We start from the raw sequence: 24,606 nt of genomic DNA on the forward strand, positions 1-24,606 counted from the left end.
TTTGACTGATATAAAAAAGGGCCCGTTTGATTATAGGCCCTTTTTGTTTGATTTTATGATTTGATATTAAGGAAAGCTGCACCACGTACGCCGCCTGAATCACCATGTTTTGCTTTGATGATCTTCGGACATTTCGCGACAGAAAGCAGGTATTTCGGTACGCGTTTAGGCATCTCTTGGTAGATCAATTCAAAGTTTGATAAACCGCCACCGAGTGCAACAACGTGTGGGTCATTGGCTGTGAAAATGTTGGCAAAACAGATGGCAAGTAGTTCCATAAAGCGCTCAACATGCTCAACGGCTTTCGCTTCACCGGCTTCATTGGCGTGAATGATATCAATCGCTTTTTTGTGCTCGCCATAATAGTGCTCGTACAATAGCTCAAAACCGCGGCCAGAGAGATAACTGTCTAAGCATCCTTGTTTGCCACAACCACAGCCGAGCATCGGCGCGTTATCACCAAGATGTAACCATGCATCAAGAGGCAGACGCATATGACCAAACTCCCCCGCGACGTGGTTACGACCAGAGAACACTTTCCCTTCATAGATAAGGCCGCCACCAAAACCTGTGCCGAGAATTAGGCCCATAACCGAAGGCTCATTTTTCAGCTCATCGTCCCATGCTTCAGAAAGCGCAAAGCAGTTTGCATCGTTTTCAATCTTCACGCTGCGGCCAATTTTTGCTTCTAAATCAGCGCGTAACGGTTTGCCTTTTGCAGCAGGAACGTTGACGGTTAATACCGTAGCATCATCAGCGTCTTCCATACCTGGTAGGCCAAGGCCTATTTTACCTTCCACACCCAATTGCGCGTCATATTTACTCACCAACTGCGCAATGGTTTCAACTAGCAGATTGTAGTCGTTTGTTGGGGTAGGAACGCGCTCCGTTGCTACGCGTTCTAACTTCTCATTAAACGCACCAAACTCAATTTTAGTGCCACCGACATCAAAGCCGTAGTACATGCAATCTCTCCTAAAATTTGCTCATCAATGAGCTAAAAATAAAACTCTGGGCATTATCCACAGAGCTCAGCCTACAATCCGTGACCGAGTACCAATTTATCTGGTCTATAGGTTCGATTGAACAATTACTCATCACCGAATCGATCAACTATTAGAGTCACGTCTCGCTTTGCTGCTGGTCGATGAAACGTTTCAAGACTGGCCTGCTCAAATCATGCTTTAGGCGGGTTTTGCTCAGCAAGTAACTTTCTCGAAACACTTCAAACCATTGGCTTAATAGCAGAGAGGCTTGATGCTCACCCACTTCAGCCAATACCAACGACGCCACTTCAGCCGTTGATAAATGCTGCTCATTATCAGATTTACGCATCATATATTGCGATACGCTTTTAGGTGCGATAGACATCACCGGAAGCGCATCCAAATAAAGTGATTTGCGAAACATTCGTCTTGCCTCGCGCCAGCTTCCATCAAGCAATATCAACAGTGGTTTGCGTTTATCGTGCGCGCTAGGAGGGCTTTGCATTACTCGAGGCTTTTCATCCACATACTCTTCGGGAAAAATGACGACTGGTTGATAGGCGGGGTTATTCAACAGTGCTAGCATTTCCGCGTGAGGTTCGGTGCGATTCCACTGATAAACGTAAGTTTCTTTAATCACATCGGCAATTAGTCGACCAGTATTACTGGGTTTAAATACTTCATTTTCAGAAACCAGCAGTAATACTGCGATATCCGTATCCATATCCGGTTGATGGCCGCATAAGCAGTATTGCGTGGCGACCTGACAATAGGCGCAACGTTCAACTTTCGCACCACGAGCTTGAAAAGGTTTGGTCGATAACGCTAAGCGATGTTGGAACAAATGGTTAAATGCGTGGATTCTCATAAATCAGGGCGGCAAGCTGGAAAGTGCTGCCGATTGTACTTACAGTACAAGCAGATTCCTAGCACAAGACCATTGAATATGAGCCATTAAGCATGAACCTGAACCCTGAATTGATCCGTTTGAGCGTATTTTTCGCTGTATTTATGCTTTGTGCGCTGTGGGAATGGTCTTGCCCACGTAAAACACTCACCCAAAGTAAAGCCACTCGCTGGCTGAATAATTTAGGTTTGGTTGGTTTAAATAGCGTGTGCTTATCGCTATTGATGCCAGTGTTAGCCATTGAAGCGGCTTATTGGGCGCAGCAAGACTCTATTGGCCTTTTTAATTGGGTGGATTTACCACAAGTGGCTGAAATTGCGCTGTCAGTTATTATTCTTGATGGCGTGATTTACGCCCAGCATGTGCTTTTTCACTTCTCTCCTTGGTTATGGCGTTTACATCGCATGCACCACGCTGATCAAGATATTGATGTGACCACTGGCTCACGGTTTCACCCATTCGAAATGATTCTCTCTTTGTGGATCAAAATCACTTGCGTGATCATGTTGGGTGTCAGCCCATTCGCGGTATTGATATTTGAGGTTGTGCTCAATGCGAGCGCGATGTTTAACCACAGTAACGCAAAATTACCGTTGAAAATGGACCGTTGGCTTCGCTGGTTGGTGGTGACACCTGACATGCATCGGGTGCATCATTCAGTCATTGTGCGAGAAACTCACTCCAATTTTGGTTTTTTCTTGTCATGTTGGGATCGGCTATTTCGTACTTATCGTGCGCAGCCAGAATTGGGCCATAAGCAGGTCATTATCGGCCTACCACTCTTTCGAGAGAAGCGTGAGCAGTGGTTGGATAAAATGCTTACCCAACCATTTAGAAAAAAGTGACAACGTCATGAAAATACAGAAATTCGCACTGGATAAGCTAGTTGAGCGTATATTTATGCAACATAGCCTGCTGTTCACCCGCAACTTCAGCCACCTGCTCTGAACTTTCGACCATGGCTTCAAGCTGTAATTTAGTTTGCTCACCTTGCGATGAAACTTGGCTGATAGATTGGCTTACATCGGCCGTCGCTCGCTCTTGCTCTTCTGTTGCAACGCTTATCTGCTCAACTCGAGCACGAATCTGTTCCACTGCTTTTTCTATCTGCTCAAATGTTGTTTTGACTTCTTGACTCGATTGCAGCGCATTACTCATCTCTTGACGCGAATCCGATACCGCTTGACGAGAGCGCTGCGTTGCATTGGTGAGTTCATTCATCATGTCTCGGATATTGGTGGTTTGCTGTGATGTATCGCTGGCCAATTTGCGTACTTCATCGGCTACAACCGCAAAACCGCGCCCTTGTTCGCCAGCTCTTGCCGCTTCAATCGCGGCGTTCAACGCCAGTAAGTTGGTACTGTCAGCAATACCGCTGATCATATCCACCATCTCGCGAATTTTCTTCACGCGCTGGTCAAGCTCGTGCATTGCTTCATCGTTTAAATGCAGTGTATTTTCAAGAGATTCCAAGCGAACACGGTTTTGTTCCACTACTTTCACCCCTTGCGTAGAAAACTGTCTGGCAGCCACTGATTCTTCATAAGATTCACTGGTCACAAGCGCGATATTCCGAATCGCCGATTCCAACTCACTCACGGTGGAAACCATGTTAACCAACGAATCATTTTGTGCGGCTAAACTGCGGTTGGATTTATCGGCTGCATCGTGACTGGTTTCGGCATTTTGGTAGAGCATTTCACAATTGCGCGTTACGGTAGAAATTGAATATTTTGTTGATTCAATAACTTGGTTTAGTTGTAGAGCAACTTCTTTAAATTCACTCGGGCCAATCAAGCGAGCGGGTTGAGAAAAATCGTGTTGAGTTAATAATGCAAGCTTGGCCAATAAGTTATTCAGCCCCAGCTTTAGCCAGTGGCGTAACCCTAGCCATGCTAGTAAAACCAAAGCGACCAGAATAATGCCGCCAGTATATTGTACTTGCTTAACCATTAGCATTGCGTCATGAACCACGTTCTCACTGTGTTTGATCAACTCACTTGCGGTGGCAGAAATCGTATTTAGCAGTGCTACCGTATCTTTGGCTAGCTGCGCAGCTTGTGCCATTTCTTGTCGCTGCTGCTGTGCTTGCTCAATTTTATTTAAGATCAGTGCTAAAATGCCATGCTCAACAAAACCCGCTTTAACCATTTCATAAGGTGCCGTCAGGCTTGCAAACTCCATAACATCAGGATGCCACTCTTTGAAATCATCAAAGGCTAGCTCAATTCCCGCCATGCGATTACGGATTTCTTTAAATTGCACTTTGGCCTGTTCAGGATCGTTTTGCATCATTAACAGTAAGAAGGTACTTTCCATCGAACTTGCACTGGCAATAAAGCGGTTAGCCGCATCCATCGATTCCGGGTTATCTAATGCGAGAAATGAACTGATCCGGTTCATCTCCGGTCCAATGGAGCTTAATCCGTAACGAAACGCGGTGGCGGCGTTATCGATAGCATTCTGCTGTTCAAGCAAAGAGGCCTGCGTTGATAAAATAGAATAGGTGAGCTGCTGAAATGCCGCACTTTTGCTGCGTAACGACACTTGATGATCTTGAGTAATCGCGTTACCGATACGAGTAGCGATGGAGAAAAGCTGGTCAGTAAGTTGGTCAGTCTGCTGGTTTAAGTGGCTTAATTGCTGGTTTACCGCTTCTAATTCTGCCGATTCCGTTGTGCGGATGCCATCTCCGAGAGATTGTACTTGTTCTAATATATTTTGCGTCAACCTTGCATTATTTAATGCCAAAGGTAGTGTTTGTTCAGACAATCCAGAAAACTGTAGCCCTACCTTATCGATGCTTTTTAAACTGGTGATGGATAAAAGGACCACCAGTAACGTCATCGTGATGAAAATGGCACTGATGGTTTGAATCAACGACAGTGAATGTCGATTATTTATTGAGGAATTCATGATAAATGCAACTAAGTGATTAGAGAATGTGTTAAGGCTCAACCATAGTAGGAATGCAATATTTCAAAAATGTTTCAGTTACATTTCATTGGGATGATAAATGATTAAAAGTCCAATACTCTTCGCATTATCAATAACTAGTGTGCTAACGGGTTGCGTAGGATCGCCTATTTCGTCCAATTCTGGCCCTACTTATGTTACTCAAGAAGAGATTCTGTCAATTGTCCAAGATAAAGACGATGGATTAGGCACGGTTTTTCAGCGCTGGCAAGGAGTGCCGTACCGATTAGGTGGTGAAACGTTGAACGGAGTCGACTGCTCAGCATTTGTGCAAATAGCGTTTAAAGATGTATGGCAGATCCCTCTACCACGAACTACACGCTCACAGAGTCAAACGGGTTTTGAGGTAAATTATCAAAATGCGCAGCGCGGGGATTTGGTCTTTTTTAGAACATCAAGGACGAGCAATCATGTTGGAGTCTATCTAGGAGACAAAAAATTCATGCACGCCTCTACGTCTAAAGGTGTGATGATCTCGAGAATCGATAACCCCTATTGGGCTTCTAAATTCTGGCAATTTAGGCGGATTATAAGCCCGCCTAACTCTGATTAGTCATACTTCAATTAGTCGTACTTCGCAACGGCAGTATCGAACAGATTCTTCACTAAGGCGATGTATTCATCAAGAAAAAGGATCTGTTCATTGGTCGCAGGTTTACTCCAAACACCCGCCAATACTTCACCAAGATCTTCCACTACAGAATCGGCTTCTTTGAGCAACTGGAATCGAACACTGGAATGTAGCTCAGGGTTTTGTTCAAAAATAGCCATGATGTTGCTTGAAACCATGTCGGTCACAACATCTTCTACACTTTCAGCGCCAATATCTCCGCCTGATGTGAACACATCCATATTAAAAGAGAGATGCTCTATCAGAGCCAAATAACCATCGGTTTCTACAACCACTTTAATTCTCCGCTTTACCGCTAAATTGCTAGTAATCACTGTACCTTCAATAATACTAAGCCATGTCAGCCCATTTTCACAGATTTGATAGTTTAGACGTTCAAATTTCCCGCGATTTCTTGATAAGCATCTATTTCACGAGCATTTATTTTCCCCAAAGTAGGATACGCCATCCTATAAATTGGGTTACTAGCACCTAAGCAAGATCAACTTATGGAAAATATAGCGTTATTTTTAATACTATTTCTGTATTCGCATCTGCAAATTCTTGCACTTAATCACATTTATGAGCATTGGTGCTCCCTCAAAAGGAAAGTGGCTAAATTATGTGTCACTCACTTCTGAAATATTCGTAACCATGACCTAAACTACGAATTATTAAGTAAATCAAGGCAGAGGTCGTTATGTGGCAAACTCTCATTCAGCAGTTATCCGATACGCTCATGTTTGAATTTAACCCTGTTGAAAAAGAAAAAGTCAGCGGTGGTGACATTAGTGATTGCTACATGATCAGCGATGGCGAACAACGCTATTTTGTTAAAGTAAACACACGAGACTTCTTAGCTACGTTTGAGATTGAGGGTGAAAACCTACGTTCGCTTCGTGAAACGTCAACAGTACAGGTTCCCGAGCTAGTGATGATTGGAACCAGTAAAAATCATGCTTTCATTGTTTTAAACTATCTACCAACCAAACCCCTAGATAACGCGACGAACAGCTATGAGTTCGGTGTACAACTGGCCAAACTGCATCAATGGGGAGAACAAAAAGAGTATGGGTTTGATGCAGACAATTATATTGGTTCCACTTTGCAGCCAAATCCGTGGGACAAAAAATGGGGTCGTTTTTTTGCAGAACAACGTATCGGCTGGCAATTGCAATTGTTGCGTGAAAAAGGAATTGAGTTGTTCAATATCAGCGAGTTGGTCGATGTTGTCCAATCTCGCTTAGCTAACCATAGCCCTCGCCCATCTCTGCTGCATGGAGATTTGTGGCACGGGAATGTGGCAAACTCTGTATTTGGTCCAATTTGCTACGATCCCGCCTGTTATTGGGGTGATCGTGAATGCGATATCGCAATGACAGAGTTATTTGAAGGTTTTCAACCTGAGTTTTACCAAGGCTATGAAAGCATCTTACCTTTGAGTTTGGACTATGTGGAACGTAAGAATATTTATAACCTCTATCATGTCCTCAATCACTACAATCAATTTGGTGGCCACTATCTGGTCGAAGCGGAAAGTTTGATCAAGAAAATCCTCTCCTTTTAACGGTGTAAACAACCGAGCTGTATAGACAACAAATGAGCCTTAATAAATGGCTCTTTTGTTGTTTTATGGGCCAATTCAAAGTTTGAACTTAATTTGCCGCTTAAAGGAACTTAGCGACTTAGTATTAAGGTATCTCCAAGGATGTAAGGAAAGAGATATGAAAAATTATACGGAAAGAATGGTCAACTGCCCTCACTGCGGTCATTCCATTCGGATCACCCTAGATGCATCAAATGGTAGCCAAGAGTTTTATGACGATTGCCCCGCCTGTTGCCATGCGATTCATCTCAATATGATGGTCGATGAACGTTTAGACAAAATAGAGTTGTTTGTTGATGCCGATGATGAACAAATCTTTTAAAAAGTGAGCGCTTGGCAAGCGCTCTTCTTAATGGTTACGTGCAACACGCCAAGCCCCCTATCTAGCCTAATCAAGCTTTGTCTGAAATAGATTTCACCGCATATAGCGCGACGAGCAACCTTCCCAATAAACATTAGGTAATTTCATCAGTTTTTCATGGAGCTTAGTGTGACATTTCTTTATCATCCATGCCTACGCGATAAGTTGATTATTGGTCGCGATTTTTGCTTGTCCTTCCTCTGGAGATATTTGTGCATCGTTATAAACAAGAAGCTTCAAATTTAATCAAATTGGCAACACCTGTGTTGATTGCCTCTATTGCTCAAACTGGAATGGGCTTTGTAGATACCGTCATGGCAGGTGGTGTGAGTGCGATTGATATGGCTGCGGTATCGATCGCGGCGAGTATTTGGCTACCTTCGATTCTGTTTGGTGTTGGGTTGTTAATGGCGTTGGTTCCTGTTGTAGCGCAACTCAACGGATCAGGGCGGCAAAAGAAGATTCCTTTTGAAATCCAACAAGGCGCAGCGCTAGCGTTGTTTGTCTCTATCCCCATTATTGGTGTTCTGTTTCAAACTCAATGGATTTTGGGGTGGATGGATATTGAGCCGTTGATGGCTGAAAAAACTAACGGGTACATGTACGCCGTGATGTTTGCCGTACCTTCTTATTTACTATTTCAAGCATTGCGCAGTTTCACGGATGGTATCTCACTGACGAAACCCGCTATGGTGATTGGTTTCGCGGGCTTATTAGTTAACATTCCACTTAACTGGATTTTCGTATACGGAAAATTTGGCGCACCAGAGCTAGGCGGTGTAGGTTGTGGTGTGGCGACGGCAATTGTCTATTGGTTGATGTTTTTTATGCTGCTGTTTTATGTCGTCACTTCTAAACGCATGGCGCACATTAATATCTTTGGTGAATTCCATAAACCACAATTGAAAGCGCAAATTCGCTTATTCAAGCTTGGTTTTCCTGTGGCGGCAGCGATATTTTTTGAAGTTACTCTATTTGCTGTGGTCGCATTGTTGGTCGCTCCACTCGGTTCATTGGTGGTGGCGGCTCACCAAGTCGCTTTGAATTTCTCATCATTAATTTTTATGTTACCGATGAGTATCGGCGCGGCAGTGAGCATCCGTGTTGGCCATAAGCTGGGCGAGAAAAATATTGAAGGGGCAACCATTGCTTCGCAGGTTGGCTTGTTAGTCGGTTTATCTACTGCAATTATCACGGCGACGTTAACGGTTCTATTTCGTGAATATGTGGCTTTGCTTTATACGGAAAACCAAGCCGTTGTAGCCATGGCAATGCAGTTGCTTATTTTTGCGGCTATTTATCAATGTATGGATGCGATTCAAGTCGTTGCAGCAGGGGCGCTACGTGGTTATAAAGACATGACGGCTATTTTTAATCGTACCTTTATCGCTTATTGGATGATTGGCTTGCCAACGGGCTATGTATTAGCAATGACAGATTTCATTGTCGAACCTATGGGTGCAAGTGGGTTCTGGATAGGATTTATCGTTGGCTTATCTTCTGCTGCTTTGATGCTGGGTATCCGCTTACACTGGATGCATCAACAAGCCGATAGCGTGCAACTTGATTTTGCATCGAAATAACAGCTTGATTCTATGAATTTCAACGTGGCGAAAAGGCGTTGCGATGAAATAATAAGGTCAGACATTGTCTGGCCTTATTTATATTGCTGGCCTTTCTCTCATAAAGCGTGCAAATCTTGGTTTTCCTTCTGCAGTGAGATCATTAAAACGAAAAGTAATAATGGATCCGATCTTTGGCGGATTATTTCTGATCTCATCAGAAAAACCGCTGCCGATATAGAACTCAACACCGTTTTCTAAGCGCACTAGTACTGATCCCATAATACCTTGATACTTGCCAGAACCCAGTTTATAACCAATGACCGTAGCTTCAGCATCTTGGTGTTTTTTAAGCTTAAGTAAATCGTTACTGCGGCCGGCTTGGTAATGGGCATTAATTTTTCGCAGCATTACCCCTTCACCCTGCCCATCACTTACGTTGTCTAAATACCCAAGCAGCTCTTTTTCTGAGTGAATTGGTGAATGTTCAATATAGGTAATGTGCGGAGCATTCATGAGTGAGGATAAGTGGATAAGATTGCGGTATCGCTTTTGGTAGTCACCGATCGCTTCGGGCATATCAAACAGCATAAAGCGGATGCTTTGCCACGCTTCATCGGTTGGTATGGTATCCAATACCGTTTGTTGTACGTGATGAAACTGACCTCGTCCAGCCCAGAGCTCTCCTTCTAATGCTTTATTAGGTAATGGTGCAGTAAACCAAGCAGGCGCATTGATCTTATTACCATTACGCGTATGGAGATATTGCCCATTCCAGATGGCGCGAATTCCATCCAGTTTTTCACTTTTCCAGTACCCAGCAACATCAATGCCATGTTGGTAACTATTGGCCGCAGTGACCGGAATAAACATCTGAAAGTTTTCCGTTGCAGTGACAGGAATTGTGTTCAATAAAGCGATGGAGAGTAATGATAGTTTCAGTTGCATGCCATCAGGCTCGATCAATCAAAATGTGGTACATACTTAGCACGTACTACTCATATGAAAACCATAAACAAGATAAATTGCGATGAAATTCATACTCAATCATCTCTAAAAAACAGCTTATTACATACACAGTTACGACATGTAGATAGTGTTTTATCAACCTTTTGAACCTAAGCGTTTTTAGGCTGCATGTGTGTATTCAAGCCACTCCAAATGATTTTGCCCTGCTTTTAAGCCCATGTCATAGCCTATGTTGAGCAAAGGTAACTTCATCGTCAATCTCTTTACGGGAAACCCTTCAGGTGGCGCGATTACTCGAATGATGGCATCAGAAGGTGGGTTACGAATAAATTCAAGTGATTGGTTGTAATGTTTCGCACGAAATAGCATTGATTTAGCCATATTTGGATGGCGTGAAAAAAGTTTTTTCATCATCCACTTACTTTTAGGGGGCGACATGATATAGCTAAGTGGATGTGATAAAACAACCGTAATATCTCGTGCTCCACGGCGATACGCTTCTTTAACAGGGATCGAGTCAGCAACACCTCCATCAGTGTAACAACCACCATGGAAACAAGGCGTGTGCTTATAAACTATCGGTAGAGCGGATGTGGCCTCAATGGCCGTGCTCAAGTTTTCTTGAGTCACTCGATAATAATCGGCTTTACCCGTTTCGATATTGGTTGCAACGGCAAAGAAAGGGACTGAGTTAAACAGTTTGTCTTCATCAATCGGATAACGTCGGTTGGACTCATCGATTAGCCAACGCACATCGACGAGATTTCCCCCCTTGATAAAGCGAATTGGGTTAAAAAAAAGACGGTCGGTGGCAAGCTGAGTTACAACGAGATAACTGCGTCTCGGTTGCTTCGCAAGGTAGCCGATTAAGTTTGAAGCTCCAGCTGAAACACCTAATACAAAATCAAATGGGTTATGCTGATGTTGTAAAAAACTATCCAAGACTCCACTGGCAAAAATGCCGCGCATCGCACCACCTTCAACCACTAACGCTTTCATCATGATTCTCTCTCTGTACTTCATCGTTAAACGTTATGGTACGGAAAAAATCAGAAAGACAATAATAGGTTCTCTTTATCACTAAGATAGGCAAAACCGAACCAATGTCAGTCTTGATAATGACGATTCAAAAATCGTAAAAGGTCAGACGCCTCATCATCGGGCAGATGAGGCGCTATGATCAGATATTAGCAGTTTGCGCTTGCTGAACTTTTTGTAAACGAGAAAGGAATTTGATCCATCCTTTGGCATGGCTTGATGGATTTAGGTTTTCAGCTTGCTTGGCTTGGTATAGAGCATTATCGAGTTGATTGAGTTTGTACAGCGCATGAACTCGCGCTAACGCGACATCGGCTTTTTTCTCGCGCGTGGTGACTTTATCCAACGCCTGTAACGCTTCTTTAAATTGCCCTTGCTGGTTGTACAGCAGCGCCACTTGCCAATAATATTGCTCATCCTGTTCAGCTGCTTTTGTCCACGTTCTGATCGCGGCTTGCCACTCTTTGGCTTGCTGCCAGTAAGTGGCTTGCTCTTTCAGTAAAGTTAAGTCTTGATCAGCATCAGATAATGTTTGTAGAACTTGCGCCGCACGTTCTGGAATGCCGTTTTGCGCATACAACTGCGCGAGCAAGTGTTGATCCTTATCGGTTAATTCCACACCTTGTAATTTGGCTAACGCTAAACTGTTTAATGCTTGACGACGCTGATCTAAACGCAGATGTAAACCGACCAACTGTCGCCACCAACTGGCTTGGTCAGGCTCCAGCATGATCAGTTTTTCTAAAGTTGGAATGGCCGCTTTCCATTGTTCTAGCTGAAGCTGCGCACCTAATTTAAGTGACAGTGGGTTTTTAGTATTAAGTGGTGTCACGGTTTGGTATTTATCCAACGCATGCAGCACTTTTTTCCATTGTGTAATTTGGTAGTGAGTCTGTGCGATACGCAACCACAGATCGTCTACTTTTTGTGAAGGCGGAACGGATTTCAATAATTGGTAGTAGTGCGGCAACGCTTTTTCAAATTGTTGTTCATTGACATACAGATCAGCCAACATACGTTCGGTGGTCCATGCATGCTCATCTTGCAGCTCTCCACTCTCTACCGCGTACTTGATCTGTTTGATAGCCGCTTGAGGCTGACCACTTTGCCAATAAAACACACCAAGCATCCGGGCGACAAATGCTTTATCGTAAAGACGTGACGTTTCAACACTGCTCAGCACCTCAATGCCTTGAGTGAGGTTCTCTTCTAATGCAAATTGCTGCGCTTTTTGCACTTTCAGGACGGTTGTCGCACTTAATTCGCTCGCATTTAAAGAGAACGAGCCGATAACAAGTGATAAGCCAATCAATATACGTTTCATCATTTGGCGATTTTAAACTCCACAGTCACGGTTTGTCCCGGCTGCTCGATGGCTTTGCCGTCAACAATCTGAGGTTGATACTTCCATTTTTTCAGCGCTTGCATCGCTTCACGCTCAAACATACGTTTAGGATTGGCATCGACGACATTGATGCCGATGGCTTTTCCTGTTGTATCAATGGTAAAGCTTAATGTAACGAAACCTTCTACACCTCGCTTTAGAGCTCGGCTTGGATAAACAGGCTCGACACGATATAACGGCATTGCTTGCTGGTTTGAGCCAAAATCACCAAAGGTTGGTGCGCTAATCGCCACCCCATTAAGCGCGGTATCCAAACCCAAAGCTGGTAAACTAGTGAGTGATGTAGCGGCCGTAGCAGTAGTTTGTGACTGTGTCACTTGTGCTTGCGGTGGCGGCTCAGGCAACTTTAAAGGTTCCGGAACGCTACGTTGGCGACGCTGTAAATCGTGTTCTTGTTCCATCATCACCATGTTAAATCGCAGTGCTTGAGTTGGTTTTACAGCGCGTTGGTTACCGTTATCCACCATCCACGCCATAAAACTGAACAGCGCCAGCGAAATCGCTCCTGCAATTGGCAAAGCAAGCAGTAAACGTCCCATTAACGTTTCTCCGCCGCCAATGCGATATTTTTCACTCCGGCCCCTTTGGCCGCATCCATCACTTTAACAACCGTACCGTTATAAGCATGTTCATCCGCTTGAATCACTAACGCCGCATCTGGTTGTTCGAGCAACAGATGTTCTAGGGTGGCCTCTACACGTTCAACATCAATCAAGCGTTTGTCGATGTAAATATCATTGGATGCATTGATAGCGACAAAAATACCCGCATCTTTCTGACTCACCGCGTGAGAAGCTTGAGGACGGTTAACCTCAACACCTGATTCACGAACAAATGAGCTGGTGACAATGAAAAAAATCAGCATGATAAAGACGATGTCGAGCATCGATGTTAAGTCTATCTGCACCTCATCATTTCTTGGCTGGCGTCTGCCTAATCTCATCGCAAACTCCTTAACGATTTTTCTAATTTTAATTCAAGTAGATGACACTTTTTTGCAAGACGAGCATGCACAAACATGCCCGCAAGGGCCGCGACCATTCCGGCCATTGTCGGTAATGTGGCCAATGAAATGCCAGATGCCATCAATTTAGGATCGCTACTGCCTTGATTTGCCATCACATCAAACACAGAGATCATTCCGGTGACTGTGCCGAGCAGCCCTAACATTGGGCAAAGTGTGACGAGCAGTTTGATCATGTTAAGGTTGTGGCGCAGCATCTGCTGTGCTTCACCAAGCCAACCCTCGCGAATCGCATGGGCATACCATGAATGTTGTTCCGCGCGTTGATGCCATTGCTCTAACCACCCTTTTCGATATTTAGGAAAGCTCAATACCACAAACAGTACGCGTTCGATGATCAACAACCAATAAAGCGCCACCACCCCAGCTAGCCACCATAAGACGATACCCCCTTGCTGCATAAACTGCTGCAAGGTTGTTAGCCAGTCATTGCTGAGCAGTGCGCTTGGCAATACGCTGTTCATTACGCCGCATTCCTCATTGAAGCTTGGCATTCTTGTTCTGCTTGCGCCGCAACCAAGCCAATCCCCTGTTTTTCTAAAATAGAGCGAATATTTTCCGCTTGAGAGCTTAAGATATTGTGAGCCAGTAACAGTGGAATCGCAGAGACTAAACCCAGCACGGTAGTCACCAAGGCCATTGAAATACCACCAGCCATCACTTTCGGATCACCATTACCAAATTGAGTGATCACTTGGAAGGTTTCAATCATGCCGGTCACCGTACCTAACAACCCAAGCATCGGTGCAATCGCGGCTAATAACTTCAGCATCGATAAACCTTTTTCCAAATGCGCTTGTTCATCGACCACCGCTTCCAGCAAGCGCAGCTCCAACGCTTCTACGCTGCGATTTTGCTCTTTGTTATAGACGCTGAGTACACGCCCCAATGGGTTATTACCAATTTTCTGTACATCTCTAAGCTGCGCTTTGATCTTGTGGTGAGTCATCACCAATGCGAAGCCGCGATAGAAAGCAATGATTAAACCAATACCAAGCAGTACCAAAATGATGTTACCGACCGCACCACCCATTTGTAGCCGTTCGGCTAACGTTGGCGTAAGGGCTAGCTGTTCAAGCATGATGCCACGCGAAGGATCGACCACTAAGCTTTCGATTTCTCCCGTATTTAGGCCAGAGAAAATCGGTCCATTGTCCGGTTGTTTCAAATAAGCGGTGGCGGCTTGTTTATCTCCATTCCATTTGACATAACCTTGCTCTGTCACCAAACCAAAGGTTCCAATACGATAAGCAGCCACATTTTTCGTGACACCGTCACCATTGATAAATGCGATCTGAACGCGGCTTAGCTCACCACTGGCGATGATCTGTTCAACATAGCTGTGCCATAACCCCGTCAGCTGCGGCATCGAGGGTAAAGATTTTGCGGCGACAATTTCTTGTACTCGCGATGTATACTGATGGCGATCAACTACAGTGATGGAAGATTCCAATTCACTGCTTAATGCTTTGGCATTTTGGCGTACCACACCAAACAGCTCTCCAAGGCTTCCTGTTTCTAAGCGAAGCTGCTCTTCTAAACGTGCTAGTCGGTTTTCATTATTACTGAATTGCGTGCTTAGCTTATCCGCTTGCGCTTGTAAATCTTGGCGCTGAGCTTCTAGCTCTGCTTTGGCGCGGCGTAGCTGCTGTTCGGTTTGTTTAAAACCCGCTTCGCGTTCGATATTGTGCTGCTGCTGCTGTTTGTTTTCCACTTTGGCGTTGCTGACTAATTCCGTAGAAGCAAAGCTGTTGAAAGCCAATAGTGTTAAACAGAGTGATGAGAGAGAGAAAACCATCTTCATTTGCTTTGCCCCTCTACTAACTCAAGTGAAACAGGAATCGTCATTAAGTTTGGTGTAATTAAATTGTTGGCCATTTTGAAAGCGGTATCTAAATCGGCATATAGCCCACTATCGACATCGGTCCACTGGTGCGAGTTTTGGCTCCAGCTCCAATACTGTTTGCCATTTAAGCTACGAGCCACCAGCGATAAACGGCCAACGTATAAAATGTCAGCTTCAATGGTTTTGTTTTCATTGAGCACCACTGCGCCTTGATAAACACCCAGTTTAGTCCCGTAATCAATTTCGATTTGGTACGCTTCAAGAATACGGCGGTATTTTTCAGCATCGCTGACATCCGATCGCACCATCATCGATTCCAGCTTTTCTAAACGCTCTAAACGCGTTTCGCGCTTTAATGGTTTGTCGTTTTCGATTAGGGTACGTAGCCCGTCGATCATCTGATACATCAAAGGAACGATGCCTTGGCGAGTCAGTTTTATCTCATCAATTTGTGACGATAGACTTTGCGCTTCCTGATTCTGGTTTTCCACCAGCGATGCCAAGTGATTACGATAAATAGTGAGATTTTTCACTTCTTCTTTTAACTGATCGATATCAGCTTGCATCAGCAACGCTGATTGAGAACTGTGATTGATGTTCTGTTGGCTGGCGACTGAAGCCGAATTGGTTTTATTTAGGATGGCATTCGCGTCACTGAGTGTAGAAGCATTTACTGCGAACAAACTGGTAGTCGCCACCAAGGACAAGCTGATTTTTAAAAGATTCATAGACGTTATTCATTACCTTCAACGAAGTGTTATCACCTTGTTGATAAAAGCTCTCATTATCATCAAGGATCGCATTCTAACGATTTTTTCCGGTGCAAACAACCACAGTATGCGGCGAACACTCTTTGTTGATGAGTTTTAAAGCCACCTACCCTTTATTTACCTTTACTGACCCCAAATTGCCAAACAGACTTCATTAAACTTTTGACTTTTATTTTGACCACTCGCCAATGTGTGATGGGCCGTATAGGTGCGGTATTTAGCAGGTGTTGGTAGGTTTTTTCGCTCAAACGCCCCTCTTTGCCGTGTGCAAGAAGCAGTGTTTCTGGGTTGAGCTTGAAGATCCGTTCAAGTGACTGGCGATATTGATTGGGATGGAAAATAGGAAAAGGGGCAATCAACTGCTTTTTCACTTCAACCATTAAATCGGCAACATACATAATGCCTTGTTGTGCATGGTAGACAGACAAATCTCTGTCGGTATGCCCTGGGGTTTCTAAGATTTGCCATTCGTTAAAATGAGGAATAGTGTCGCCATCGTTGAGCTTAATGTCAGGCTTTAAGACACGTGGATACCATAAATTCTGCCGCGGGCGGCCTAGGCGATTCGCCATCCAACGTGCAAGCGCAAGATCGGCTAGATGCATACAAAATCCGTCCAAACCACAATACCAATCATGATCTTTATTGGCAGAGATAATTTTACAACCCGTTAATGCACGCAATTGATGAGCCGCCCCAGCGTGATCTGGATGCATGTGAGTTACCACAACGGTATGAAGATGAGAAAAAGGACGGTTCAGTTCATCCTCAATGAAGTGCTGCAATGTAGGTATGTCTGCTCGACTTGCACCGTCTAGCAGTAATAATCGTTCTGGATATTCAGCCAGATACATATTCTGAATATAGCCTTTGATCGTATGTAGCTTCACCGTTATCCCTACTTGACAGATCAGACCTCCTGCCTGATGTTGGATAAGCATAGCATTAGCGAAAGTGATGTCCAAAGCGCGTCGTCTCTCATTTCCATCAATTTGAAGACAAAATAGAAGGCGCGCGCTATGCTGAGCCGGTTTTAATTGTGTGGAGATAACGCTATGAAGCCTATGATTATTGGCCACCGCGGAGTGGCCGGCCATTACCCTGAAAATACGCAAGTGAGTGTACAAGCCGCTATTGATTTAGGCCTAAAGTGGGTTGAAGTGGATGTGCAACCGACTCAAGATCATATATTGGTTGTTTGCCACGATCACACCATTGATCGTTGCAGTAATGGCAAAGGGCGCATTGATTCTTACACGCTTGAGCAATTACAACAGTTCGATTTTGGTGGTTGGTTTGATCCTCAATTTGCAGGCGAACCCATCATGACATTAGAGACGTTGCTGACACTCGCAAAGCAGCACAGCCTTGGTTTAAACATTGAAGTCAAAGTGGATAAACACGATGTTGCTCAAGTCGCTGCTCAGCTTAAAGCGCAACTGGATCAATGTGGATTACCGAATGAACAGATTGTTCTCTCCAGTTTTAGCCACGCTATCATGCGCGAGCTTTATCAGCATTGTCCGGGTTATAAATTGGCGGTGTTGAGCGAGCGATTAACGCGTAAAGATAAGCAAGTGTTAGCCGAAATTGACGCCTTTGGCTGTAACCTTAACTATCAATGGATCAGTGCGAAACACATTGCCGAGTTACATCAAGCGGGTTACCAAATTTGGTGCTACACGGTGAATAATCCGAACAAGTTCAAACATCTCAACTCGGTTGACGCCATTTTTAGTGACGATCCACAGTGCTTTTTGTAAGCCTGCAAGCGTTTAGCTGACTGGTAGCATCTCTTTATTGAGAATGATTCTTCATAATGCGCTACTCTTCCACTCTGTCATCACTCAATAATATGGATGATTTTCTAAGGCACTCTCTATGATACTTGACTCATCGTTATGGATTTGGATCCCGCTGCTTTTTGCCGTTATCTTCAGTTTTCAAAAGCAGTTACGTCCAGCATTCGCCTTGCTAGCACTGTCGTTAGTGGGCGGATGGTTCACAGACCGATTATCGTTAATGGCCCTACTGTATGTCGCCATTGGATTATGTGGTGCTTATTACATTCCACAACTGAAAGGCCGCTGGAAATGGTTTGCTCATGGTGCGTTGCTATTATGGGCAATTGCACTGCTGCTGCATGCTATTCCTGGTTTTAATAATCCTAAAGTGTTGGATAATGTGCTTGCTGGTGCAAATAGTGCCCCCTTTCGTCTCTACTTGAACCTAGATAAACCTATGGTATTTTTTGCTTTGCTACTCGCTTGGCCGCCACTCCTTGGCAACCATCAAACCATTCGTTGGGCCGCGATCGGTAAAGTGTCGATTCCTCTTTTTGCTTTACTTTTTGTCGCATGGGCGCTTGGCGCGATTAAGCCCGAGTTATCTTTACCGACTTGGTGGTGGCTCTTTGCTCTCAATAATTTGCTTTTAACCTGTGTGGTGGAAGAAGCATTTTTCCGGGGCTATTTACAAAAAGCCGTTAGTGAAAAATTCGGTCTATGGCTCGGTATTGCGCTCGCTAGTACCCTATTTGGTCTTGCGCATTTTTCTGGCGGCGTGACTTTGGCGCTATTTGCCACATTAGCTGGTATTGGCTACGGCGCGATCTATCATCTAAGCGGGCGTTTATGGACGGCTGTACTCTTCCACTTTCTCTTTAATTTTTCCCACCTTATTTTCTTCACTTATCCAGTATGGGTACAGTGTTAAAACCTTTAAGCCAGCTGAAGTTTTCGCTGGCTTTTTTCTTTTTTTCAGTCGATGAAATACCTTATTGATAGTTTAGTGACAACCGTTATGAACAACTGAGTATAAAACGAATTGTTCTCATTATTCCTATTTTTGGCCTAGGGTTTATGGTCAACGTCATGTTGATAATAATACTCCAGGGAGGAGAGAATGAATCACAAACAAACGTTATTAGCGATTGCGCTAGCAGGCTGTTTCAGTACCGCTTATGCAGAAGAAAAGGTGTGGATTTCCATTGGTGGTGACGCGACGCAAACGGCGCTTCGCTCTGGAGCCCAAAGCCTATTACCTGAAAATCTTATCAATCAAACATCAGTATGGGTTGGGCAAGTACCAGTAAGCGAGTTAGCGACGCTTTCACATGAAATGCACGAAAATCATCAGCGATGTGGTGGTTATATGGTCCACCCTTCTGCACAAAGTGCGATGAGTGTCAGCGCAATGCCGCTGAATCTAAACACTTTCAGTGCACCAGAAATAACTCAGCAAACCACCGTTAATGCTTGGTTGCCATCAGTATCAGCGCAACAAATCACCAGTACCATCACCACCTTAACCCAGTTTAAAAATCGCTTTTATACCACCTCGACTGGTGCTCAAGCATCGAATTGGATTGCAGATCATTGGCGCTCACTCTCTGCGTCACTGCCCGCAAGCAAAGTAGAACAAATCACACATTCAGGCTACAACCAGAAATCGGTAATGCTCACAATTACAGGCTCTGAAAAACCTGACGAATGGGTGGTGATTGGCGGGCATTTAGACTCGACACTTGGTTCTCGAACCAACGAAAGCAGTATTGCGCCGGGTGCGGACGACGATGCATCAGGTATCGCGGGCGTGACAGAAATCATCCGTTTGTTGTCTGAGCAAAATTTTCGTCCTAAACGCAGCATCGCTTTCATGGCTTACGCTGCTGAAGAAGTGGGCCTTCGAGGTTCACAAGACTTAGCCAATCGTTTTAAAGCCGAAGGTAAAAAAGTAATGTCTGTGATGCAGTTAGACATGACTAACTACCAAGGTTCACGCGAAGATATTGTGTTTATGAGCGATTACACCGACAGTAATTTTACCCAGTATTTGACACAACTATTGGATGAATATTTACCGTCATTAACCTATGGATTTGATACCTGTGGCTATGCCTGCTCTGATCATGCCTCTTGGCATGCGGTTGGTTACCCAGCTGCGATGCCTTTTGAATCCAAATTTAATGATTACAACCCTAATATTCATAGCCCGCAAGACACTCTGCAAAATTCCGACCCAACAGGATTTCATGCGGTGAAATTTACTAAACTTGGATTGGCTTATGTGGTTGAAATGGGTAACGCCTCAACACCGCCTACACCAAGCAATCAACTGAAAAATGGCGTACCTGTGAACGGTTTATCGGCCAGCAGAAATAGTAAAACCTGGTATCAATTCGAACTGCAGGAAGCGGGCAACTTGAGTATTGTATTGTCAGGGGGAAGCGGCGATGCCGATTTATACGTTAAGTATCAAACTGATGCTGATCTACAGCAATACGACTGCCGTCCTTATCGCAGTGGCAATAATGAAACGTGTCAGTTCTCCAATGCTCAACCGGGCCGCTATTCTATTTTGCTGCATGGATACAACAATTACAGCAATGCAAGTTTAGTGGCGAATGCTCAATAAACAGCGCAAAGAAAAGCCAGCCGCAAGGCTGGCTAATCGATTAACTCTCAGCATCGGGCTGGTTTTCTGGTGCGGCGGCAATAAACGCAGGATGAGCACGAAGCTCAGCAACGATTCGTTTGATGATCGGAAACTGCGCCATATCAAGATTAAAGCGCTCCGCGTTATACACTTGTGGTACTAAACAAACATCCACTAAGCTCAGTTGATCACCAACACAGTACTCCCCTGATACTGTCGCCAATTTCTTTTCCAAGGCATGAAACCCCGTGGCTATCCAATACCGATACCAGTCTCCTTTTTGACTTTCATCCACGGCCAGTTCACGCGTTAAATATTGTAAAACTCGTAGATTGTTCAGTGGATGAATATCAATAGCAATGTCTTGCGCCAGTGCTTTAACCTGATATTTCTCTTTACCTGATAGCGGAACCAAACGTACTTGGGGATACTGGTCATCCAAATATTCGATGATGGTTAACGACTGAGTAATGCAATGCCCGTTATCTTCCAGTACCGGAATTAACTCACTCGGATTGAGAGCGCTAAACTCGGCTGAATGTTGCACTCCGCCCTCCTTAACTAAATGGATAGCAATCGACTGATAATCGAGCGCCTTGAGGTGAAGTGCGATGCGAACTCGATAAGCGGCTGAAGAGCGCCAATACCCATATAACTTGAGGCCACTCATGACCCTTTCACCACGCGTTGATCGATTAGACCAAACAGGCTGTTCCCTTTATCATCACGCATGTCTAACGTTATCCTGTCACCAAACTTCATAAATTCGGTGCTTGGTTTACCGTCCCGAATGGTTTCAATCATCCGCACTTCTGCAATGCATGAATAACCGACACCTCCTTCAGCAATCGCACTGCCAAAATCGGTTCCCTGTTTATTGGAAACCGTGCCAGAGCCAATAATAGTGCCCGCGCACAATGGGCGCGTTTTTGCTGCGTGAGCAATTAACTGTGGGAATTCAAACGTCATGTCCACGCCAGCATTGGGGCAACCAAATGGTTTATTGTTATAGGTTGATAGCAATGGCAGGTTGAGTTTTCCGCCGTCCCAATGGCAGCCTAGTTCATCGGGTGTGACAGCGACAGGAGAGAATGCTGAAGACGGTTTGGATTGAAAAAAACCAAATCCTTTAGCAAGCTCTTGAGGGATCAAACCACGCAGCGATACATCGTTAACCAACATCACCAATCGAATCGCTTGCGCCGCTTCACTTGGGGTTGCACCCATTCTGACATCATCAGTGATCACGGCCACTTCGGCTTCAAAATCAATTCCCCATGCTTCATCTTGCATTTGAATATCATCACGCGGTCCAAGAAAAGCATCCGAACCACCTTGATACATTAACGGATCACTCCAGAAGCTTTCAGGGATCTCCGCTCCTCGTGCTTTTCGTACTAACTCGACATGGTTGACGTAAGCAGAACCGTCGGCCCATTGATACGCTCTAGGCAGCGGTGAATGACACAAGGTTTGATCAAACTGCATCTCTTGCAGCAATTCGCCTTCATTCAGTGCCGTGTAAATTTCGCTGAGCATCGGTGCGGTTTCCTGCCAACGGTCTAAGGCTTGCTGTAAATGCTCGGCAATCTCAGGCACAGCAACGCATTTTGATAAGTCATGGCTGACCACGACCAATAAACCATCTCTTGTGCCGTTTTTTAGCGTAGCTAACTTCATGATGTCACTTCCTTATTCTTATTCTTATTCGTTTATTCGCTCTTCCAACTGTAGACGTACTGTTGATTTTCAACCTGCTGCGCCGCCTCACTAAAGTGTAATGCATGCCGCGTATCAATCATCACTGCCACTTCATCGGTAAATTTTTTCTTATACTCTTGCCCAGCTTGGAACGCTTTCGGATGTGGACCATGGGTAAACCCGGCAGGATGAAAAGTGACCATGCCAGCTTCAATATTATCGCGGCTAAAGAAATCACCCGCATGGTAGAAGAGCACTTCATCGTAATCATCATTGTTATGATAAAACGGAACCTTTAAAGCGCCGGGGTCACTCTCAATCGGCCGAGGCACAAAGGTGCAGACCACAAAACCTTGACCAACAAAGGTTGTGTGAGCGGAGGGCGGCAAATGATAACGATGCGACATCAACGGCCGAATGTCTCGCCAGTTGAGTTTCACCACGGAAAGATCACCGTGCCAACCTACTGCATCCAATGGGTTAAATGGATAAGTAATGACGCTGATTTTCTCATGACGTTTTAAATGAACTTGAGTGGTCTTTTCTGAATACTGCGCTTTAAACTCTGGGTTAATCGACGGGACTTGCAAAACCGCAGGATCGAATATGGCGTGGTTCCCTACTAGCCCTTTTTCTGGCAAAGCATACGCCGCATCCGTATTCTCTATCATTAGAATGAACATCGGCTCACTTGGCTCAAGTCGCCAATTGGTTGAGCGCGGGATCAACACATAATCCCCTTGTGAAACGCTCAAGTGTCCGTAATCGCAATAAAAATCAGCGCTTCCTTGATGAATAAAAAGTAACTCATCACCATCGGCGTTGCGTACTAAATGATCCATCGCTTGAGCCAGCTTCCATACTCGGACTTTACATTGTGTATTATGCAATAGATGCGGCACGCTCCACGGTGAACTTTGTTTGGCTTGCTCGATCAAATTAAAATTAAAGGCTCTCGGCCTTAACTCACCTTGCCATTCACTCCAGCCAGTCGGTGCATGTTGGTGATGGAAATGAGCCGCAGGGCCAAAAAAGCCACTGCGTCCTGCTTCTCTTTCATAGATGGCCTCTTGCGGGAAGTCGGCATGAGCTTGGTTTGAACATACCCCTTCTCGGTGAGGAAATGTGATCCATTTATGCATCGCTGAGTACTCCTCGTCGAATTTGATCTTCTTCAATCGACTCAAATAACGCTTTGAAATTACCTTCCCCGAACCCTTCATTACCTTTGCGTTGAATGATCTCAAAAAAGACTGGCCCAATGACGGTTTGAGTAAATATTTGCAGCAAAATTCCATCTTTCATCGGTGCGCCATCAATCAGGATCCGCAGCGCTTTTAACTGATCAACATCTTCTTGATGCCCTTCAACTCGATCATTGACTTTTTCGTAGTAAGTATCCGGTGTCGGCATGAAATCCATCCCTCGCTCGCGCAGAGTACGTACCGTCTGGTAGATATCATCAGTGGATAAAGCGATGTGTTGGATCCCCTCACCATTGTATTCACGAATAAACTCTTCTATTTGTGATTTATCGTCAGACGATTCATTGATTGGGATGCGAATTTTGCCGCAAGGTGCCGTCATTGCGCGGCTAACTAGCCCCGTTAGCTTCCCTTCAATATCAAAATAGCGAATTTCACGGAAGTTACCGATCCGCTCATAAAAGCCAGACCAAACGTCCATGTGGCCTTGTTTGACGTTATGCGTTAAGTGGTCAATTTCGAACAGACCAACATTGGCGTGAGTCATTCGTTGATTGGCATCGGCATAGAACTTGAAATCCACATCATAAATGCTCTGGCTACCGTAACGGTCGACAAAATAGAGCAAGCTATCGCCAATTCCATAAATCGCGGGAATGCTCAGTTCCATTGGGCCAATTTGTGTTTTGTATTCTCGCCCGCCATTTGCCTGCACATGCTGCATGGCGACAGATGCATCATGAACGCGAAACGCCATCCCACACACTGAAGGTCCATGCACTTTGGCAAACGCTGCAGCTTGACTGTGGGGTTGAGAGTTAACGATAAAATTGATATCCCCTTGACGATATAACCACGCCTCTTTTGAGCGGTGCTTGGCTATCTCAGCAAAGCCAAGAGAAGTAAACAGCTCTTTTAACTGCGCGATTCCAGCGGGATCAGCCGCGGTGTACTCCACAAATTCAAAACCGTCTGTTCCCAATGGGTTAAATGTTGAGGTCATCTCGCGCTCCTTTTTTGTTAACGTTTGTGTTGAGTATTGCGAACATGGCGTAATTTTCAGCAAAAATGAACCCTATAACGAAAAACGGTTTAGCAGAGAACAAACAGTGTTAATGTAATGAAAATGTTACACAAATCTATTAATGAGCAGTAGGATAGCAAATTAGCGAATTTTACAGAGATAAATTGTTTTTATTTGAC

25 protein-coding genes are annotated in these 24,606 nt (G+C 44.6%); 8 read left to right on the forward strand and 17 right to left on the reverse strand.

What is annotated here, in order from left to right:
• Positions 1 to 53 precede the first annotated feature (53 nt).
• Together nagK and AACU59_RS08370 are read right to left on the reverse strand one after the other, a co-directional pair.
• Complete coding sequence (gene nagK / locus AACU59_RS08365) at positions 54 to 965, reverse strand: N-acetylglucosamine kinase (RefSeq protein WP_088732431.1); 912 nt, start codon at positions 963 to 965, stop codon at positions 54 to 56.
• 157 nt (positions 966 to 1,122) lie between these two features.
• On the reverse strand, positions 1,123 to 1,854 hold the full coding sequence (locus tag AACU59_RS08370; RefSeq protein ID WP_094144760.1) for a tRNA-uridine aminocarboxypropyltransferase: 732 nt from the start codon (positions 1,852 to 1,854) through the stop codon (positions 1,123 to 1,125).
• Positions 1,855 to 1,946: 92 nt separating this feature from the next.
• Between AACU59_RS08370 and AACU59_RS08375 the strand changes: the two genes are divergently transcribed.
• Entirely contained in the window at positions 1,947 to 2,738 is a 792-nt protein-coding gene (locus AACU59_RS08375) for a sterol desaturase family protein (RefSeq protein WP_094144759.1), read from the forward strand.
• 37 nt (positions 2,739 to 2,775) lie between these two features.
• Here AACU59_RS08375 and AACU59_RS08380 read toward each other — a convergent pair whose 3' ends face one another.
• Positions 2,776 to 4,851 carry a methyl-accepting chemotaxis protein gene (locus AACU59_RS08380; protein ID WP_161437550.1) on the reverse strand — a complete coding sequence of 692 codons (2,076 nt, stop codon included), beginning with the start codon at positions 4,849 to 4,851 and terminating at the stop codon, positions 2,776 to 2,778.
• A 58-nt stretch (positions 4,852 to 4,909) separates the two neighbouring features.
• On the opposite strand from AACU59_RS08380, the gene AACU59_RS08385 reads away from it, so the two are divergent.
• Positions 4,910 to 5,422: a C40 family peptidase gene (locus AACU59_RS08385; RefSeq protein ID WP_017042506.1), complete on the forward strand. Its 513-nt coding sequence runs from the start codon at positions 4,910 to 4,912 to the stop codon at positions 5,420 to 5,422.
• Between the two features lie 11 nt (positions 5,423 to 5,433).
• Here the strand turns inward: AACU59_RS08385 and AACU59_RS08390 are convergent, their stop codons facing one another.
• Positions 5,434 to 5,775 carry a DUF3802 family protein gene (locus AACU59_RS08390; RefSeq protein ID WP_026027237.1) on the reverse strand — a complete coding sequence of 114 codons (342 nt, stop codon included), beginning with the start codon at positions 5,773 to 5,775 and terminating at the stop codon, positions 5,434 to 5,436.
• Between the two features lie 404 nt (positions 5,776 to 6,179).
• Between AACU59_RS08390 and AACU59_RS08395 the strand changes: the two genes are divergently transcribed.
• The 3 genes from AACU59_RS08395 to AACU59_RS08405 all read left to right on the forward strand — a co-directional run bounded on the left by AACU59_RS08395 (position 6,180) and on the right by AACU59_RS08405 (position 9,029).
• Positions 6,180 to 7,046, forward strand: a complete 867-nt coding sequence (locus AACU59_RS08395; RefSeq protein ID WP_094145000.1) for a fructosamine kinase family protein — start codon at positions 6,180 to 6,182, stop codon at positions 7,044 to 7,046.
• A gap of 157 nt (positions 7,047 to 7,203) precedes the next feature.
• Positions 7,204 to 7,407, forward strand: a complete 204-nt coding sequence (locus AACU59_RS08400) for a CPXCG motif-containing cysteine-rich protein (protein ID WP_010320526.1) — start codon at positions 7,204 to 7,206, stop codon at positions 7,405 to 7,407.
• Between the two features lie 251 nt (positions 7,408 to 7,658).
• On the forward strand, positions 7,659 to 9,029 hold the full coding sequence (locus tag AACU59_RS08405; RefSeq protein ID WP_026027236.1) for an MATE family efflux transporter: 1,371 nt from the start codon (positions 7,659 to 7,661) through the stop codon (positions 9,027 to 9,029).
• A gap of 78 nt (positions 9,030 to 9,107) precedes the next feature.
• Here the strand turns inward: AACU59_RS08405 and AACU59_RS08410 are convergent, their stop codons facing one another.
• The 9 genes from AACU59_RS08410 to AACU59_RS08450 all read right to left on the reverse strand — a co-directional run bounded on the left by AACU59_RS08410 (position 9,108) and on the right by AACU59_RS08450 (position 16,950).
• Positions 9,108 to 9,950, reverse strand: a complete 843-nt coding sequence (locus AACU59_RS08410) for a DNA ligase (RefSeq protein ID WP_443280569.1) — start codon at positions 9,948 to 9,950, stop codon at positions 9,108 to 9,110.
• A gap of 186 nt (positions 9,951 to 10,136) precedes the next feature.
• On the reverse strand, positions 10,137 to 11,000 hold the full coding sequence (locus AACU59_RS08415; RefSeq protein ID WP_094144998.1) for a patatin-like phospholipase family protein: 864 nt from the start codon (positions 10,998 to 11,000) through the stop codon (positions 10,137 to 10,139).
• A 157-nt stretch (positions 11,001 to 11,157) separates the two neighbouring features.
• Positions 11,158 to 12,342 (reverse strand): tetratricopeptide repeat protein, encoded by a 1,185-nt coding sequence (locus tag AACU59_RS08420; protein ID WP_094144997.1) that lies wholly within the window; start codon positions 12,340 to 12,342, stop codon positions 11,158 to 11,160.
• A complete protein-coding gene (locus tag AACU59_RS08425) occupies positions 12,339 to 12,959 on the reverse strand; it encodes an energy transducer TonB (protein WP_094144996.1) in 621 nt (206 codons plus the stop codon). Before AACU59_RS08425 ends, AACU59_RS08420 begins: the two co-directional genes overlap by 4 nt.
• Complete coding sequence (locus tag AACU59_RS08430; RefSeq protein WP_094144995.1) at positions 12,959 to 13,363, reverse strand: ExbD/TolR family protein; 405 nt, start codon at positions 13,361 to 13,363, stop codon at positions 12,959 to 12,961. Before AACU59_RS08430 ends, AACU59_RS08425 begins: the two co-directional genes overlap by 1 nt.
• Positions 13,360 to 13,908, reverse strand: coding sequence for a MotA/TolQ/ExbB proton channel family protein (locus AACU59_RS08435; protein ID WP_094144994.1), 549 nt, complete (start codon positions 13,906 to 13,908; stop codon positions 13,360 to 13,362). Before AACU59_RS08435 ends, AACU59_RS08430 begins: the two co-directional genes overlap by 4 nt.
• The gene (locus AACU59_RS08440) at positions 13,908 to 15,248 is read right to left on the reverse strand and encodes a MotA/TolQ/ExbB proton channel family protein (protein ID WP_094144993.1); all 1,341 of its coding nucleotides are present in this window, start codon (positions 15,246 to 15,248) and stop codon (positions 13,908 to 13,910) included. Before AACU59_RS08440 ends, AACU59_RS08435 begins: the two co-directional genes overlap by 1 nt.
• The gene (locus tag AACU59_RS08445; RefSeq protein WP_094144992.1) at positions 15,245 to 16,018 is read right to left on the reverse strand and encodes a DUF3450 domain-containing protein; all 774 of its coding nucleotides are present in this window, start codon (positions 16,016 to 16,018) and stop codon (positions 15,245 to 15,247) included. The genes AACU59_RS08440 and AACU59_RS08445 overlap by 4 nt, the downstream gene beginning before the upstream one ends.
• A 155-nt stretch (positions 16,019 to 16,173) precedes the next feature.
• Complete coding sequence (locus AACU59_RS08450; protein WP_094144991.1) at positions 16,174 to 16,950, reverse strand: MBL fold metallo-hydrolase; 777 nt, start codon at positions 16,948 to 16,950, stop codon at positions 16,174 to 16,176.
• Positions 16,951 to 17,115: 165 nt separating this feature from the next.
• Here AACU59_RS08450 and AACU59_RS08455 point away from each other — a divergent pair, with 165 nt between their 5' ends.
• The 3 genes from AACU59_RS08455 to AACU59_RS08465 all read left to right on the forward strand — a co-directional run bounded on the left by AACU59_RS08455 (position 17,116) and on the right by AACU59_RS08465 (position 20,476).
• Complete coding sequence (locus AACU59_RS08455; protein ID WP_094144990.1) at positions 17,116 to 17,823, forward strand: glycerophosphoryl diester phosphodiesterase; 708 nt, start codon at positions 17,116 to 17,118, stop codon at positions 17,821 to 17,823.
• Between the two features lie 118 nt (positions 17,824 to 17,941).
• Positions 17,942 to 18,775 (forward strand): CPBP family intramembrane glutamic endopeptidase, encoded by an 834-nt coding sequence (locus AACU59_RS08460; RefSeq protein ID WP_094144989.1) that lies wholly within the window; start codon positions 17,942 to 17,944, stop codon positions 18,773 to 18,775.
• A gap of 189 nt (positions 18,776 to 18,964) precedes the next feature.
• Entirely contained in the window at positions 18,965 to 20,476 is a 1,512-nt protein-coding gene (locus AACU59_RS08465; RefSeq protein WP_094144988.1) for a M28 family metallopeptidase, read from the forward strand.
• Between the two features lie 40 nt (positions 20,477 to 20,516).
• On the opposite strand, the gene maiA is transcribed toward AACU59_RS08465, so the two are convergent.
• Genes maiA through hppD form a run of 4 tightly spaced genes read right to left on the reverse strand, consistent with a single transcriptional unit; the run spans position 20,517 to position 24,406 of the window.
• Positions 20,517 to 21,167, reverse strand: a complete 651-nt coding sequence (maiA, locus tag AACU59_RS08470) for a maleylacetoacetate isomerase (RefSeq protein ID WP_094144987.1) — start codon at positions 21,165 to 21,167, stop codon at positions 20,517 to 20,519.
• Entirely contained in the window at positions 21,164 to 22,177 is a 1,014-nt protein-coding gene (locus tag AACU59_RS08475) for a fumarylacetoacetate hydrolase family protein (protein WP_094144986.1), read from the reverse strand. Before AACU59_RS08475 ends, maiA begins: the two co-directional genes overlap by 4 nt.
• 32 nt (positions 22,178 to 22,209) lie before the next feature.
• Positions 22,210 to 23,340, reverse strand: a complete 1,131-nt coding sequence (locus AACU59_RS08480) for a homogentisate 1,2-dioxygenase (RefSeq protein ID WP_094144985.1) — start codon at positions 23,338 to 23,340, stop codon at positions 22,210 to 22,212.
• Complete coding sequence (hppD, locus tag AACU59_RS08485) at positions 23,333 to 24,406, reverse strand: 4-hydroxyphenylpyruvate dioxygenase (RefSeq protein ID WP_094144984.1); 1,074 nt, start codon at positions 24,404 to 24,406, stop codon at positions 23,333 to 23,335. Before hppD ends, AACU59_RS08480 begins: the two co-directional genes overlap by 8 nt.
• Between the last annotated feature and the right edge of the window lie 200 nt (positions 24,407 to 24,606).

It is taken from the genome of Vibrio sp. V23_P3S9T160 (genome assembly GCF_963886625.1).
Lineage (GTDB): Bacteria > Pseudomonadota > Gammaproteobacteria > Enterobacterales > Vibrionaceae > Vibrio > Vibrio anguillarum.

Coding starts and splice junctions, on each gene's coding strand:
- nagK (WP_088732431.1), bottom strand. CDS start 965: ATGTACTACGGCTTTGATGTCGGTGGCACTAAAATTGAGTTTGGTGCG.
- AACU59_RS08370 (WP_094144760.1), bottom strand. CDS start 1,854: ATGAGAATCCACGCATTTAACCATTTGTTCCAACATCGCTTAGCGTTA.
- AACU59_RS08375 (WP_094144759.1), top strand. CDS start 1,947: ATGAACCTGAACCCTGAATTGATCCGTTTGAGCGTATTTTTCGCTGTA.
- AACU59_RS08385 (WP_017042506.1), top strand. CDS start 4,910: ATGATTAAAAGTCCAATACTCTTCGCATTATCAATAACTAGTGTGCTA.
- AACU59_RS08395 (WP_094145000.1), top strand. CDS start 6,180: ATGTGGCAAACTCTCATTCAGCAGTTATCCGATACGCTCATGTTTGAA.
- AACU59_RS08400 (WP_010320526.1), top strand. CDS start 7,204: ATGAAAAATTATACGGAAAGAATGGTCAACTGCCCTCACTGCGGTCAT.
- AACU59_RS08415 (WP_094144998.1), bottom strand. CDS start 11,000: ATGAAGTACAGAGAGAGAATCATGATGAAAGCGTTAGTGGTTGAAGGT.
- AACU59_RS08420 (WP_094144997.1), bottom strand. CDS start 12,342: ATGATGAAACGTATATTGATTGGCTTATCACTTGTTATCGGCTCGTTC.
- AACU59_RS08425 (WP_094144996.1), bottom strand. CDS start 12,959: ATGGGACGTTTACTGCTTGCTTTGCCAATTGCAGGAGCGATTTCGCTG.
- AACU59_RS08430 (WP_094144995.1), bottom strand. CDS start 13,363: ATGAGATTAGGCAGACGCCAGCCAAGAAATGATGAGGTGCAGATAGAC.
- AACU59_RS08435 (WP_094144994.1), bottom strand. CDS start 13,908: ATGAACAGCGTATTGCCAAGCGCACTGCTCAGCAATGACTGGCTAACA.
- AACU59_RS08440 (WP_094144993.1), bottom strand. CDS start 15,248: ATGAAGATGGTTTTCTCTCTCTCATCACTCTGTTTAACACTATTGGCT.
- AACU59_RS08445 (WP_094144992.1), bottom strand. CDS start 16,018: ATGAATCTTTTAAAAATCAGCTTGTCCTTGGTGGCGACTACCAGTTTG.
- AACU59_RS08455 (WP_094144990.1), top strand. CDS start 17,116: ATGAAGCCTATGATTATTGGCCACCGCGGAGTGGCCGGCCATTACCCT.
- AACU59_RS08460 (WP_094144989.1), top strand. CDS start 17,942: ATGATACTTGACTCATCGTTATGGATTTGGATCCCGCTGCTTTTTGCC.
- AACU59_RS08465 (WP_094144988.1), top strand. CDS start 18,965: ATGAATCACAAACAAACGTTATTAGCGATTGCGCTAGCAGGCTGTTTC.
- maiA (WP_094144987.1), bottom strand. CDS start 21,167: ATGAGTGGCCTCAAGTTATATGGGTATTGGCGCTCTTCAGCCGCTTAT.
- AACU59_RS08475 (WP_094144986.1), bottom strand. CDS start 22,177: ATGAAGTTAGCTACGCTAAAAAACGGCACAAGAGATGGTTTATTGGTC.
- AACU59_RS08480 (WP_094144985.1), bottom strand. CDS start 23,340: ATGCATAAATGGATCACATTTCCTCACCGAGAAGGGGTATGTTCAAAC.
- hppD (WP_094144984.1), bottom strand. CDS start 24,406: ATGACCTCAACATTTAACCCATTGGGAACAGACGGTTTTGAATTTGTG.